9 protein-coding genes are annotated in these 13,765 nt (G+C 65.5%); 4 read left to right on the top strand and 5 right to left on the bottom strand.

Features of this window, described 5'->3' with window-relative positions:
- Positions 1 to 182: 182 nt before the first annotated feature.
- Complete coding sequence (gene polA, locus ACRQ5Q_RS03450; protein WP_439396037.1) at positions 183 to 3,260, bottom strand: DNA polymerase I; 3,078 nt, start codon at positions 3,258 to 3,260, stop codon at positions 183 to 185.
- A 278-nt stretch (positions 3,261 to 3,538) separates the two neighbouring features.
- Positions 3,539 to 4,606 (bottom strand): acyltransferase family protein, encoded by a 1,068-nt coding sequence (locus ACRQ5Q_RS03455; protein WP_439396039.1) that lies wholly within the window; start codon positions 4,604 to 4,606, stop codon positions 3,539 to 3,541.
- A 192-nt stretch (positions 4,607 to 4,798) separates the two neighbouring features.
- On the opposite strand from ACRQ5Q_RS03455, the gene ACRQ5Q_RS03460 reads away from it, so the two are divergent.
- The 4 genes from ACRQ5Q_RS03460 (at position 4,799) to ACRQ5Q_RS03475 (ending at position 11,076) form a co-directional block, all read left to right on the top strand.
- Positions 4,799 to 6,115: a UDP-glucose dehydrogenase family protein gene (locus tag ACRQ5Q_RS03460; protein WP_439396041.1), complete on the top strand. Its 1,317-nt coding sequence runs from the start codon at positions 4,799 to 4,801 to the stop codon at positions 6,113 to 6,115.
- A gap of 140 nt (positions 6,116 to 6,255) precedes the next feature.
- Positions 6,256 to 8,730: an ATP-dependent helicase HrpB gene (gene hrpB / locus ACRQ5Q_RS03465; protein WP_439396043.1), complete on the top strand. Its 2,475-nt coding sequence runs from the start codon at positions 6,256 to 6,258 to the stop codon at positions 8,728 to 8,730.
- A 127-nt stretch (positions 8,731 to 8,857) separates the two neighbouring features.
- Entirely contained in the window at positions 8,858 to 9,370 is a 513-nt protein-coding gene (locus tag ACRQ5Q_RS03470) for a TIGR02281 family clan AA aspartic protease (RefSeq protein ID WP_439372767.1), read from the top strand.
- Positions 9,371 to 9,576: 206 nt separating this feature from the next.
- Positions 9,577 to 11,076, top strand: coding sequence for a phosphomannomutase/phosphoglucomutase (locus ACRQ5Q_RS03475; RefSeq protein ID WP_439396045.1), 1,500 nt, complete (start codon positions 9,577 to 9,579; stop codon positions 11,074 to 11,076).
- Between the two features lie 205 nt (positions 11,077 to 11,281).
- Here ACRQ5Q_RS03475 and ACRQ5Q_RS03480 read toward each other — a convergent pair whose 3' ends face one another.
- The 3 genes from ACRQ5Q_RS03480 to nudC all read right to left on the bottom strand — a co-directional run bounded on the left by ACRQ5Q_RS03480 (position 11,282) and on the right by nudC (position 13,757).
- A complete protein-coding gene (locus tag ACRQ5Q_RS03480; protein WP_439372769.1) occupies positions 11,282 to 11,791 on the bottom strand; it encodes an Lrp/AsnC family transcriptional regulator in 510 nt (169 codons plus the stop codon).
- A gap of 97 nt (positions 11,792 to 11,888) precedes the next feature.
- Entirely contained in the window at positions 11,889 to 12,812 is a 924-nt protein-coding gene (locus ACRQ5Q_RS03485) for a sugar kinase (RefSeq protein WP_439396047.1), read from the bottom strand.
- Between the two features lie 6 nt (positions 12,813 to 12,818).
- Positions 12,819 to 13,757: an NAD(+) diphosphatase gene (gene nudC, locus ACRQ5Q_RS03490; protein WP_439396049.1), complete on the bottom strand. Its 939-nt coding sequence runs from the start codon at positions 13,755 to 13,757 to the stop codon at positions 12,819 to 12,821.
- Between the last annotated feature and the right edge of the window lie 8 nt (positions 13,758 to 13,765).

Here is a 13,765-nt window from a genome sequence, read left to right on the forward strand (position 1 = left end):
GGGCCATCGCGCAATTGCTCGGAGGACAATTGAGTTCTGCTCTCGCCCCGTTCTTACGGGAGAGGGTTGGGGTGAGGGGCCTCTCTCCCTACGGGCGGTCGTCGATAGACCTGTACCCCCTCACCCGGATCGCAAGGGCGATCCGACCTCTCCGCGCAAGCGGGGAGAGGTGAAGGACAGCGTCAATGCGCCTCGTCCCAATTATTCGCCGCACGCGCGTCGACGTGCAGCGGCACCGAGAGCAGCACGGCCGGGAACGGCGCGTCCTGCATCACCTTCTGCACGACGGGAAGCGTCGCCTCGACCTCGGCGTCCGGCACCTCGAAGATCAGTTCGTCATGCACCTGGAGCAGCATCTGCGCCGAGAGTTTCCGCTCGGCGAGCGCGTCCTCCACCCGCGTCATGGCGCGGCGGATGATGTCGGCGGCAGTGCCTTGCAGCCGCGCGTTGATTGCCGCGCGCTCGTTGAAGGCGCGCACCGAGGCATTCGAGGCCTTGATATCCGGGTAGTGGCACTTGCGGCCGAACAGCGTGGTGACGTAGCCGTGGTTCCGGCAGAAATCGCGCGTCTCGTCCATGTAGGCGCGGATGCCGGGGAAGCGCTCGAAATATTTCTTGATATAGGCGGAGGCTTCTTCGCGCGCGATGCCGAGCTGGTTGGCGAGGCCGAACGCGGAGATGCCGTAGATGATGCCGAAATTGATCGCCTTCGCGCGGCGGCGGATCTCGCTCGGCATGCCCTTGATCGGCACGCCGAACATCTCGGAGGCGGTCATCGCGTGAATGTCGAGCCCGTCGCGAAAGGCCTGCTTCAGCACGGGAATGTCGGCGATCTCGGCGAGCAGCCTGAGCTCGATCTGCGAATAGTCGGCGGACACCAGCTTGTGTCCGGGCGTCGCGATGAAGGCGCGGCGGATCTTGCGGCCGTCCTCGGTGCGCACCGGAATGTTCTGCAGGTTCGGCTCGTTCGACGAGAGCCGACCCGTCGTCGTCGCCGCCAGCGCGTAGGTCGTATGCACGCGATGGGTCAGCGGATTGACGTAGGTCGGCAGCGCGTCGGTGTAGGTCGATTTCAGTTTTGAAACCTGCCGCCACTCCAAAATCTTCCGCGGAAAATCGTGGCCCTGCTCGGCGAGATCATCCAGCACCTGCGCGGTGGTCGACCACGCGCCGGTCTTGGTCTTGGTGCCGCCGGGCAATCCCATCTTGCCGAACAGGATGTCGCCGATCTGTTTTGGGCTGCCGACATTGACGGGCTCGCCCGCGATCTCCTGGATCTCGGCTTCGACACGAGCCGCAGTCTGCGCGAAGTCGCCGGAAAGCCGCGACAGCACCTGGCGGTCGATCGAGATGCCGCGCCGCTCCATGCGTGCGAGCACCGACACCAGCGGGCGCTCCAGCGTCTCGTAGACCGTAGCCATGTGCTCGGCGACGAGCCGCGGCTTCAGCACGCGCCAGACCCGCATGGCCAGGTCGGCGCCTTCGGCCGACAGCGGTGCGGCCTTCTCGATCGGCACCTGGTCGAAGGTGATCTTGCCCTTGCCGCTGCCGAGCAGCTCGCTCTCCTTCAGCATGGCGTGGCCGAACCAGCGCTCGGACAGCTGCTCCAGCGCATGCGAGCCGCGGCCGGCGTCGAGCACGTAGGAGATCAGCAGCGCATCGTCGATGTTCCGCAGGGTGATGCCGTGCTGTGCCAGCATGACGGCGGTGAACTTGACGTCGAAGCCGATCTTGAGAATGCCTGCCGATTCCAGCACCGGCCGCAGCGCTTCGATCGCTTCGGTATGCTTGACCTGGTCGGGCGCAAGACCGGCGTCGAACAGGCCGGCGCCGCCGCCGGACTGCTTGTGCGCGAGCGGAACATAGCAGGCCTCGTTCGGCGCCAGCGCGAGCGCGATGCCGCAGAGATCGGCCTGCATCGGATCGATCGAGTTTCCTCGAAGTTCGATCGCGACATGGCCGGTGCCATGGATGCGCGCAATGAAGGCGTTCAGCTCCTTCAGCGACTTGATCGTCTGGTACTTGGCTCGGTCAACCGGCAGCTTGCGCAGCGCCTCTTCGCGCGCAGCAGCGAGCGAGATCGGCCCGCCCTTCGGGCTCGCGGCCTTGTCCTCCTTGCTCGCGGATTTGTTGGGCTCGTTCGACCGTGCCTGTGGCGCCGTGCCGCTGCCCGGCGCGGGCACGACGTCTGAGGGCGGCAGCGGCGAGAAGACGCTGGCGCCGCTGGCATAGCCGGGGTCGGCGTCCACGCTGGAGGGGTCGATCTGCGAATACTCGGCGACGCGGCGCGTCAGCGTGGTGAATTCCATCGCCTTCAGGAAGGCGATCAGCTTGCGCGCGTCCGGCTCGTGGACCGCGAGGTCGTCGAGCGGCACCTCCAGATTGACCTTGTCGTCGAGCAGCACTAGCTGCCGCGAGATGCGCGCCTTCTCGGCGTTCTCGAGCAAAGCCTCGCGCCGCTTCGGCTGCTTGATCTCGGTGGCGCGGAACAGGAGCTGTTCGAGGTCGCCATATTCGGTGATCAGCTGCGCCGCGGTCTTGATGCCGATCCCGGGCACGCCGGGCACGTTGTCGGTGGAATCGCCGGCGAGCGCCTGCACCTCGACCACCTTCTCCGGCGGCACGCCGAACTTCTCGATCACTTCGGGGATGCCGATGCGGCGGTCCTTCATGGTGTCGTACATGGTGACGCAATCGGTGACGAGCTGCATCAGGTCCTTGTCGGACGACACGATGGTCGCGGTCGCGCCGCGCTCGCAGGCCTGCCGCACATAGGTCGCGATCAGATCGTCGGCTTCGAAGCCCACCTGTTCCAGGCAGGGCAGGTCGAAGGCGCGCACCGCTTCGCGGATCAGCGCGAATTGCGGGATCAGGTCATCCGGCGCCGGCGGACGGTGTGCCTTGTAGTCGGGATAGATCTTGTTGCGGAAGGTGATTTCCGACTTGTCGAAGATGATCGCCAGATGCGTCGGCCGGTCGGCCTCGGGCATGTCGCGCAGCAGCTTCCACAGCATGTTGCAGAAGCCGAGCACCGCATTGACTTGCAAGCCGTCGGACTTGCGGTTCAGCGGCGGCAGCGCGTGATAGGCGCGGAAGATGTAGGAGGAACCGTCGACCAGGAACACGTGATCGCCCTTGCCGGCCGCCTTCGCCGCGACCGGTTTGGCAGCAGCTGTCGCAGCAGCGGGCTTGGTGGCAGCGGCCTTTGGCGCGGCCTTGGTGTCAGCTCTGGCGGAGGTCTTCGGCGATGTTTTGGGCATGGCCGCAATGTATGAATTTTTGCGGGATTTGACAGCCTTGGGAGGGGTATTTTTGGCTCACGGGCGTCGCTATCCCCACTGTCGTTTCCCGCATCCCCGCTGTCATTCCCCGCGCAAGCGGGGAATCCAGTACGCCGCGGCTTGTCGGCTCGATCACTGACGTCTCGGCGTACTGGGTCGCCAGGTCCCGGCTCAGCCAAGGCCACGCCGAGGCCCACACGATCGCTCGGCACGCCGAAGCATCGGCGAAGGCGGCAAGCCGGGCGATGACACTGTGGCTACTCCGCGGCCTGCAGCACCGGCCCTGCCTTCTTCGGCGCAATCCAGAACGCATCGGGTCGTTCGAATAGGAAATTGAAGCCGAGCCGCAGTGCGGCCTGCCAGATCACAAGCGAGCCGATCACGCCGGCGATGGTGACGATCAGCGACACGGTGCCGATATCGGGGATGATGCCGGTGCGGAGCAGCAGGGTCCGCGTCGCCGCCATCGGCAGGAAGAAGGCGAGATAGATCACGATCGAATGCTCGCCGCAGAACCGGAACAAGTTCAGCCAACGCGCGCGCGCGAGCAGCGTGCCGGCCGTGATGATGGCACAGGCGCCGGCGAAGCCGAGCACGAGCGACACGAACTTCCATTCGCTGGCGCCGATTGCAACGAGGCCGGCATTGACCAGCGCCCAGGCCGCGAGCGCGGCGAGCGCCAGCGCGGGATGGCTGCGCGCGCGGTCCGACAGTGCGAACACGTAAGGGGCGAACAGATAGCCCGAACAGAAATAGACGAAGCGCGCGCAGAACTCGTCAATCGCGGTCCAGCCCGTCGTGACGCGCGCCGTCTCCAGCGCGGCGGCGATGAGCCAGATCGCGAGCGGCGGAATCTTGCGTGTCAATTTTGTGACGACGAAGAAGACCGGTAGCAGATAGATGAACCAGAGCGTGCCGAACGGCTCGATGAAGGATTCGAGATAGAGGAAGCCGACCTCGCGCCAGCTCGTCTCCGCGGCAAACGCGGGCGCCTTGAAGCCGAACTGGATTGTCACCCAGACGACATAGAAATAGGCGAAATGCATCACCTTGCGGTCGAGATAGGTACGCCAGTCGCGGTCGATCACGAGCGGCAGGAACAGGCCCGAAATCAGGAAGAAATCCGGCATCCGGAACGGCTTTGCGAAGGCCACGGCGACATGCATGAACCCGGGCTCGCCGGCGGCGAGCTCGACCCCCAGCACCGAATGCATCATCACGACCATGACGATGCAGATGCCCTTGGCATAGTCGACCCAGTCGACACGCGCGGCAGCCGGGGCCTTGGAAAGCCCATCTGCTGCGATTGTGCCTGATGAAGCCATGGTGTTCCTTTTCGGGGCGTCTTCCGCCCGGCCCTGTACGGCCGCGGGGCAGTTTGGGCCGTTGCGATTTCGGACTTCTTTACCGGTTCAATTCGCGTGCCGGTTTTTGTTCGCAGACGGTTCCCTTCGATCGGGAAAGTGCTAAACCGCCCCGCATGGGGTTTCGTTAACCAAGCCAAAACAGGGTTTTTCATGCGAATCGCGATGATCGGGACGGGCTATGTGGGACTGGTGTCCGGAGCCTGCTTTGCGGATTTCGGTCACGACGTCACCTGCGTCGACAAGGACGAGCGGAAGATCGCGGCCCTGCACCGCGGCGAGATCCCGATCTACGAGCCCGGCCTCGACGAGCTGGTTGCAACCAACGTCAAGGCCAAGCGGCTCGACTTCACCACTGACCTGTCGAAGCCGGTTGCGGATGCCGATGCGGTGTTCATCGCGGTCGGCACGCCCTCGCGCCGCGGCGACGGCCACGCCGATCTGTCCTACGTCTACGCCGCCGCGAAGGAGATCGCGCAGTCGCTTCAAGGCTTCACCGTGGTCGTGACCAAATCGACCGTGCCGGTCGGCACCGGCGACGAGGTCGAGCGCATCATCCGCGAGACCAATCCGAAGGCGGACGTCGTGGTCGCCTCCAACCCCGAATTCCTGCGCGAGGGCGCGGCGATCCGCGACTTCAAGTTCCCCGACCGCGTCGTGGTCGGCACCTCCGACGAGCGCGGCCGCAAGGTGATGGGCGACATCTACCGCCCGCTGTCGCTGAACCAGGCGCCGCTGATGTTCACCGCGCGTCGCACCGCGGAGATGATCAAATACGCCGCCAACGCGTTCCTCGCGACCAAGATCACCTTCATCAACGAGATCGCCGATCTCTCGGAAAAGGTCGGCGCCAACGTCCAGGAGGTCGCGCGCGGCATTGGCCTCGACAACCGCATCGGCACCAAGTTCCTGCATGCCGGTCCCGGCTTCGGCGGCTCGTGCTTCCCGAAGGATACCAAGGCGCTGATCAAGATCGCGCAGGACTACGACGTGAATCTGCGCATCGTCGAATCCGTGCTGGCGGTCAACGAGAACCGCAAGCGCGCGATGGCGCGCAAAGTGAGCCAGGCGCTCGGCGGGAGCTTGCGCGGCAAGACCATCGCCGTGCTCGGCCTCACCTTCAAGCCCGATACCGACGACATGCGCGATGCGCCCTCGATCCCGCTGGTGACGGGCCTGCTCGACATGGGCGCGAAGGTCAAGGCCTTCGATCCCGTCGGCATGGAGCAGGCGAAGGGTGAGCTGCCCAACATCACCTATTGCGAAGACCCCTATTCCTGCGCGCAAGGCGCCGACGCCCTGGTCATCGTCACCGAATGGGTGCAGTTCCGCGCGCTCGATCTCGACCGGCTGAAGGCAACCATGGCGCAGCCCGTCGTCGTCGACCTCCGCAATATCTACCGCCCCGAAGACATGGCGGCCGCCGGCTTCACCTACGAGAGCGTCGGGCGCTCGTCGGCGCAGGGTTAATCGCGACACACGATTGTCATACCCCGCGAAGGCGGGGTATCCAGTACCCACGGATCTTCGGAATCGCCGGGGTCTGAATAGACTGGATCGTCCACCCCTCCGCGCAGTTGCGCGAGGTGGACGATGACGGACAGAGACTATTGCCCCGCAGTTTCGACACGCCTCTCCCGATCGATGCCGTGCTCGACGACCTCTCGCGCACGCTGGATCGGCATAACGCGGCCGTGCTGGTGGCGCCCCCGGGCGCCGGCAAGACCACGCGCGTGCCGCTGGCGCTGCTCGATGCGCCCTGGGCCAAAGGCAAAAAGATCATCGTGCTGGAGCCGCGGCGCATCGCGGCGCGCGCCAGCGCCGACCGCATGGCGAGGTCGCTTGGCGAGCGCGCCGGCGAGACCGTCGGCTACCGTGTCCGCTTCGGCTCGAAGATCTCGCGCGCGACGCGCATTGAGGTCGTGACCGAAGGCATTTTCACCCGCCAGATCCTCGACGACCCCGAACTGTCAGGCGTTGCCGCCATCCTGTTCGACGAATTCCACGAGCGCTCGCTCGATGCCGACATGGGCCTGGCGCTGGCGCGCGATGCGCAAACCGGCCTGCGTGAGGACCTGCGCATCCTCGTGATGTCGGCCACGCTCGACGGCGCCCGTGTGGCAAAGCTGCTCGGCGATGCCCCCGTCGTCGAGAGCGAGGGCCGCGCCTTTCCGGTCGAGACGCGCTATCTCGGCCGCAAGGCGGATGCGCCGATCGAACGGCAGATGGCCGATGCGATTGCCTCTGCGCTCCGCGCCGACAGCGGCTCGGTGCTGGCATTCCTGCCGGGCGCCCCCGAGATTCGCCGCACCCAGAATTTCCTCAGCGAACGCGTGCAGGATGCCTCGATCGAGATCGTGCCGCTGTTCGGCGCACTCGACGCCGCCGTGCAGGACCGCGCCATTGCGCCCGCGCCGAAGGGCACGCGAAAGGTGGTGCTGGCGACGTCGATCGCAGAGACGTCGCTGACCATCGAGGGCGTGCGCATCGTGGTCGATTCCGGTCTCGCCCGCGTGCCGCGCTACGAGCCCGACATCGGGCTGACGCGGCTCGAAACCGTGCGCGCCGCGCGCGCAGCGGTGGACCAGCGCCGTGGCCGCGCCGGCCGCACCGAGCCCGGCGTCTGCTATCGGCTCTGGGACGAGCCGCAGACGGCCGCGCTCGCGCCCTATACCCAGCCGGAAATTCTGAGCGCCGATCTGTCCTCGCTCGTGCTCGATCTCGCGCAATGGGGCGTCACTGACCCGGCTGCGCTGTCGTTCCTCGATCTGCCGCCGCAGCCGGCGTGGAAGGAAGCCAAGAGCCTGCTCTCCGAGCTGAACGCGCTCGATGCCGACGGCCGTATCACCGCCGAGGGCAAGAGCCTGCGCGCACTGGCGCTGCCGCCGCGTCTGGCACGCATGATCGTGGATTCGCATCGCGCAGGTGAGGGCGAAGACGCGGCCGAGATCGCGGCGATCATCACCGAGCGCGGGCTCGGCGGAGACAGCGTCGATCTGGAGCACCGGCGCGACCAGTTCCGCCGCGATCGATCGCCGCGCGCCGCGAGCGCACGCGATCTGGCGCGGCGCTGGGCCTCGCAGGTGGCAGCATCCGAGAAGGCGGGGCAGCAGGACGATCTCTCCACCGGCCTGATGCTGGCTTACGCCTTCCCGGACCGTATCGCGCGCAATCGCGGCAATGGCAGCTTCGTGCTCGCCAATGGTCGGGGTGCGGCTGTGGAGCAGACCTCATCGCTCGCACGCGCGCCCTATATCGCGGTCGGCGAGATGACGGGAACGGCCGCCAGCGGCCGCATCCTGCTCGCGGCGCAAATCACCCAGGACGAGATCGAGCGTCATTTCGCCGAGCATATCGAGAACGTCGACGAGATCTCCTTCGACCGCGGCGCGATGGCGCTGCGCGCGCGGCGCAAGCGTGTGCTGCATGCGATCACGCTCTCTGAGGCGACGCTCGCCGTGTCGCCCTCGGGGGACACCGCGCGCATTTTCGCAGATGGGTTGATCGCCGCTGGCCTCGACCGGCTGCCCTGGTCGAAGGCCGCAAAACAGTGGCGCGACCGCGTGATGTTCCTGCGCAAGGCCGAGGGCGACAGCTGGCCGGATCTGTCCGATGACGGTCTGATCGCGCGGTGCGATGATTGGCTGGTGCCGGCGCTCTATGACAAGATCGCGCTCAAGGACATTTCTCCCGGCGATCTCTCCGATGCTTTGATGGCACTGCTGCCCTGGGAGATGCGCGCGCGGCTCGACCGCGAGGCGCCGACGCATTTCGAGGCGCCGACGGGAAGCGTGCTCGCGATCGACTACGAGGCCGAGCAGGGGCCGACCATCGCGGTGCGTCTGCAGGAATTGTTCGGCCTCAACACCCATCCTTCGATCGCGGCCGGCAAGGTGCCCCTGGTGCTGGAATTGCTGTCGCCGGCCCAGCGCCCGGTGCAGGTGACACGCGATCTTCCCGGTTTTTGGCGCGGCAGCTACGCCGCCGTCCGCTCCGATCTGCGCGGGCGCTATCCGCGCCATCCATGGCCGGACGATCCCGCGAGCGCACTGCCGACCCGGCGGGCAAAGCCGCGCGGGACGTGAGTTTTTTAGGCCGCATTAACCGTCCGCTCATCCTTTTCACCAAAATGGCGAGGTTCTGGCCGCGTCTCCGCTCGCGGGAGAACGGGTTGCGTGGTGAAATCGAGCGTTCCGGCTCGGAAGTGGTGTGATGCGTAACATTATGATTTTCGCGGCCCTCATGATCGGCCTCGGCACCTTCATGGCGCAGATGGCCGACAGGATGAGCTCGGCGTCCGCCACGTCAGTGCCGCGCACGACGGTCGCTGTCGCAACCCCGGCGCCGTCCGGGAGTCGCAGCCTCGCCATTTCCCGCGACGGCCGCGGGCACTTCCAGACCGATGGCCGGATCGACGGGCAGCGCATCGGGTTCATGGTCGATACGGGCGCCTCCGTGGTCGCGCTGAACGAGACCTCGGCTGCCCGCTTCGGCCTGCGTCCTTCGCGCAGCGAGTACAACGCCATCGTCTCCACCGCCAACGGCACCATCAAGGCCGCCCGCACCCGCATCGCGATGCTTGATGTCGGCGGCCTCATCGTGCGCGATGTCGATGCCATGGTGCTGCCGGACGAGGCCTTGTCGGAGAATCTCCTCGGCCTGTCCTTCCTGTCCCGCCTCAAGCGCTTCGAATACGCCAACGGGCAGATGGTGCTGGAGCAGTAAGCCGCATCGCACGGCTCCGTAGCGCGCCGACGAACGGCCATTCGCGCGAATTTTGCACGGAACGAGCGGAAGTCGCACGCGAGAGCGCGCTTCCCGTTACCAAACTGCCGTAATTATCGGCCATGAGCCCTCATTCCCGCCTTCCGCTGCAGCCCGGCATTCGCTAAGGCTGCATCAATTCCTGCTTTTTTCACGAGACTGTCTCAATGTTTCCCAAGCCGAAACCCGTCCTGCTGCCCAACACCTACGCCTTCGAATCCGAGCCGATGGTGAAGCCCACCGGATTTCGTGAATACGACGCGCGCTGGTTGTTCCAGAAGGAAATCAACCTGATGGGCGTGCAGGCGCTCGGCATGGGCCTTGGCGCGCTGATCGCCGAGCTCGGCGTCAGCCAGGAGATCGTCACCGGTCATGATTTCCGCGGCTATTCGGCCTCGATCAAATATGCGCTGATCTCCGGCCTGATGGCGGCAGGCTGCAAGGTGCACGACATCGGGCTCGCGGTGACGCCTATGGCCTATTTCGCGCAGTTCGATCTCGACGTGCCCTGCGTCGCCATGGTCACGGCCTCGCACAACGACAATGGCTGGACCGGCGTGAAGATGGGCGCCAACCGTCCGCTCACCTTCGGTCCCGACGAGATGACGCGGCTGAAGGAGATCGTGCTCAATGCCGAGTTCAAGAACAAGGCGGGCGGGGCCTACCAGTTCCACGAGAACTATGCGGCGCGCTACACCGCCGATCTCACCAATCGTCCGAAGCTCAAGCGCAAGCTCAAGGTCGTCGCCGCCTGCGGCAACGGCACCGCCGGCGCGTTCGCGCCGCAAGTGCTTGAAGCGATCGGTTGCGAGGTGATCCCGCTTGACACCGAGCTCGATCACACCTTCCCGAAATACAATCCGAATCCGGAAGACATGGAGATGCTGCACGCGATCCGCGACGCGGTGCTGCATCACAAGGCCGATGTCGGCCTCGGCTTCGACGGTGACGGCGACCGTTGCGGCGTCGTCGACAACACCGGCGAGGAGATCTTCGCCGACAAGGTCGGCGTGATGCTGGCGCGCGACATGTCGGCGATCCACAAGGACGCGCAGTTCATCGTCGACGTGAAGTCCACCGGCCTCTTCATCACCGATCCCGTCTTGCAGAAGCAGGGTGCGAAGACCGCCTATTGGAAGACCGGCCATTCCTACATGAAGCGCCGCACCAACGAGACCGGAGCGCTTGCCGGCTTCGAGAAGTCCGGCCACTTCTTCTTCAACCAGCCCTATGGTCGCGGCTATGACGATGGCCTCGTCTCGGCGATCGCGATCTGCGACATGCTCGATCGCGCCCCCGGCAAGTCGATGGCAGACCTGAAGAACGCGCTGCCGAAGACGTGGTCGTCGCCGACCATGTCGCCGCATTGCGCCGACGAGGTGAAGTACGGTGTCATCGACAAGGTGGTGAAGCATTTTGAGGGCTTGCAGGCCAAGGGCGCCAAGATCGGCGGCCAGTCCATCCGCGATCTCGTCACCGTCAACGGCGTCCGCGTCACCGTCGAGGACGGTAGCTGGGGCCTGGTGCGCGCCTCCTCCAACAAGCCTGAGCTCGTCGTCGTGGTCGAGAGCCCGGTATCCGAGCAGCGGATGCACGATATGTTCGAGATGGTGAACAGCGTGCTGCGCACGCATCCCGAAGTCGGCGAGTACAATCAGACGATTTGAGGCGAGCCCTCGCCGCGGCAGTGCGCCCCCTCGCCCCGTTCTTACGGGGCCGCGACGAGCTTCGCTCGCGCCGAGAGGGTTGGGGGTGAGGGGGTCACACGCGAGATCGCCCTGGGACCTGTACCCCCTCACCCGGATTGCATCTGCCGATGCAATCCGATCTCTCCCCGCAGGCGGGGAGAGGTGAAGGAAGGTCTCGTGAAGATTAAGCCGCCACCACCGCCGGGATCGGGAGCGCGGTCACCGACTTGATCTTCTCCATCGCAAAGCGCGAGGTGACGTTCTTCAGCGGCACGGCGCTGATCAGCTTCTTGTAGAAGATGTCATAGGCCTGCATGTCCGCGACCACCACGCGCAGCATGTAATCGACGTCGCCGGCCATGCGATAAAACTCCATCACCTCCGGCATGGCGCTGACGGCCTCGGCGAACCGCTTCAACCAGGCGTCGGAGTGATCGGAGCTCTCGACCGACACGAACACGGAGATGCCGAGCCCGATCTTGTTCTGGTCGACCAGGGCGACGCGCTTCAGGATCACGCCATCGGCCTCCAGGCGCTGGATGCGTTTCCAGCAGGGGGTCGAGGACAGTCCGACACGGTCGCCGATCTCGGCAACGGAGAGGGAGGCATCTTCCTGCAGTACCATCAGGATCTTGCGGTCGATGGCGTCGAGGCGGCGGCTGGTCTCGGGGATCTGGACAGCGGCATCAGTCATTTGAAGAACTTTGTTCCATTTCAAGGGCTGATTTCCCTGATATAGAGAAAATCCTTCCACAGCAAGCCTATAATCTCGGCGCATCCATGGAATCGCTTTAGGCCTCCCCGCGCAAAAGCTCCTCAACTTCAATACGTTGCGGGGCGGCCAGGCCGCCGCCGTGGCGGGTGCATTTCAGCGCTGCGGCGGCCGCGGCGAAACGCAGCGCCTCCCGCACGCCCTTACCCTCGGCGATGCAAAGCGCGAATGCGCCGTGGAAGACGTCGCCGGCGCCAAGCGTATCGACCGCCTCGACCGCGAAGGCCGGGGTCTCCTCAAGCGCGCCTCCCTCGTCCAGCCAGATCGTGCCATCCGGACCGCGGGTGGCGGCAAGGAAGGCCGGCGTCAGCCTTGCAAGCCGCTTCAAGGCCTCGCCATCATCGGCGACGCCGGCCGTCTTCTGAACCTGCTCGCTGGCGAACAGCAGGTGCGAGGCAGCGGTGAGCAGCCCGTCCTGCAACGACATCGCGCGATCGACGCCGACGACGACGGAAATGCCGCGCCGGCGGGCCTCAGTGCAGAGATCAATGCAGAACGGGCCGCAGCGGCTCTCGATCAGGACGGCCCGACAATCGGCGAGCAGATCGTCAGCGTCGGGCAGCTTCACACGCCACAGCCCGGGATCGCGGTAGATGGTGAGCGTCCGTTCGCCGGAGGCCTCGATCATGATGGCGGACACCGGCGTGGTCAGGCCCGGCATGCGCACGATATGCGCAGTGTCGATGCCTTCCTGCGCCATCTGCGCGAGAATGAAATCGCTCGACGTTTCCCGCGCATCGCCCATGGGACCTGCGAACACGATACGGCCGCCAAGTCGCGCCGTAGCGATCGCGGCGTTGAGCGCATTGCCGCCGCAGATCTCGGCGAGATGGCTCGCGTTCGCCTTGCTGCCCCGCGCGGGCACGGCCTCGACACGAAAGGTGAGATCGCGCACGGGAATGCCGATGCAGAGGATGCGTGGCGCGATCACGGCTGGCGCCATCGGCGATCAGCTCTTGTCGTACACCCAGCGGCCGAGCAGGTGATGCGCGATCGCGAACGGATGCGGGCCCGCGAGCCCGTCCGGATGCGTCCGCGTCAGCATCTTGGCCGCCTCCTCGCGCGAGAACCAGCGTGCGTCTTCCAGCTCGGAACGATCGACGACGATGTCCTCGCTCACGGCCCGCGCGCTGCAGCCGATCATCAGCGACGACGGATAGGGCCAGGGCTGGGTCATGTAATACTGCACGTCGGTGCAACGGATGCCGGATTCTTCGAGAATTTCTCGGCGCACCGCGTCCTCGATGGTTTCGGCCGCCTCGACGAAGCCGGCGAGGCAGGAATACATGCCGGGCGGGAAGTGCTTCTGACGGCCGAGCAGGCATTTGTCGCCGGAGGCGACGTGCATGATCACGACCGGATCGGTGCGCGGAAAATGCTCGGCTTTGCAGGCAGGACAATCCCGCTTCCAGCCGCCTTCCTTCATCGCGCTGCGTGCGCCGCAATTGGCGCAATAGCCATGGCGCTGATGCCAGCCCACCATCGACTTCGCCATCGCGATCGCCGAGAGCTCTTCGGGGGGGATCGCGCCCTGCATCGCCATGCCGCGCAGCTCGGTCACGGTGTAATCCTCACGGCCGATCAGCTTCTCGGCGGCAGCCTGCGACATGCCCATACCGAACATCGCCGCGCCATCGCGCAGGCCCAAAAAGATCGTGCCGGGATTGGCGCCGCATTTCAGCGCCTCGTCGATCGAGAGCAGCGCGCGCACCTTGTCGCCCTCGCGCTTCACCAGCAACGAGTCGCGATAGACGACATAGGCGCGCGAGGACGGTTTCTGCTCGAGCGCGAACAGCTTTTCATCGTCGCGGCGCAGATGCGCGGCTCGGTCGAGCACGTTGGTGACGAAGGCCGGCTGCCCCAGCGGAAATGCGTCGAATGCTGACATTCTTGTTC

The organism is Bradyrhizobium sp. PMVTL-01, from assembly GCF_051861855.1.
Classification (GTDB): domain Bacteria; phylum Pseudomonadota; class Alphaproteobacteria; order Rhizobiales; family Xanthobacteraceae; genus Bradyrhizobium.

What these genes read in the sequence shown, in the direction of transcription:
- polA (WP_439396037.1), bottom strand. Translation starts at nt 3,260, where the DNA reads ATGCCCAAAACATCGCCGAAGACCTCCGCCAGAGCTGACACCAAGGCC.
- ACRQ5Q_RS03455 (WP_439396039.1), bottom strand. Translation starts at nt 4,606, where the DNA reads ATGGCTTCATCAGGCACAATCGCAGCAGATGGGCTTTCCAAGGCCCCG.
- ACRQ5Q_RS03460 (WP_439396041.1), top strand. Translation starts at nt 4,799, where the DNA reads ATGCGAATCGCGATGATCGGGACGGGCTATGTGGGACTGGTGTCCGGA.
- ACRQ5Q_RS03470 (WP_439372767.1), top strand. Translation starts at nt 8,858, where the DNA reads ATGCGTAACATTATGATTTTCGCGGCCCTCATGATCGGCCTCGGCACC.
- ACRQ5Q_RS03475 (WP_439396045.1), top strand. Translation starts at nt 9,577, where the DNA reads ATGTTTCCCAAGCCGAAACCCGTCCTGCTGCCCAACACCTACGCCTTC.
- ACRQ5Q_RS03480 (WP_439372769.1), bottom strand. Translation starts at nt 11,791, where the DNA reads ATGACTGATGCCGCTGTCCAGATCCCCGAGACCAGCCGCCGCCTCGAC.
- ACRQ5Q_RS03485 (WP_439396047.1), bottom strand. Translation starts at nt 12,812, where the DNA reads ATGGCGCCAGCCGTGATCGCGCCACGCATCCTCTGCATCGGCATTCCC.
- nudC (WP_439396049.1), bottom strand. Translation starts at nt 13,757, where the DNA reads ATGTCAGCATTCGACGCATTTCCGCTGGGGCAGCCGGCCTTCGTCACC.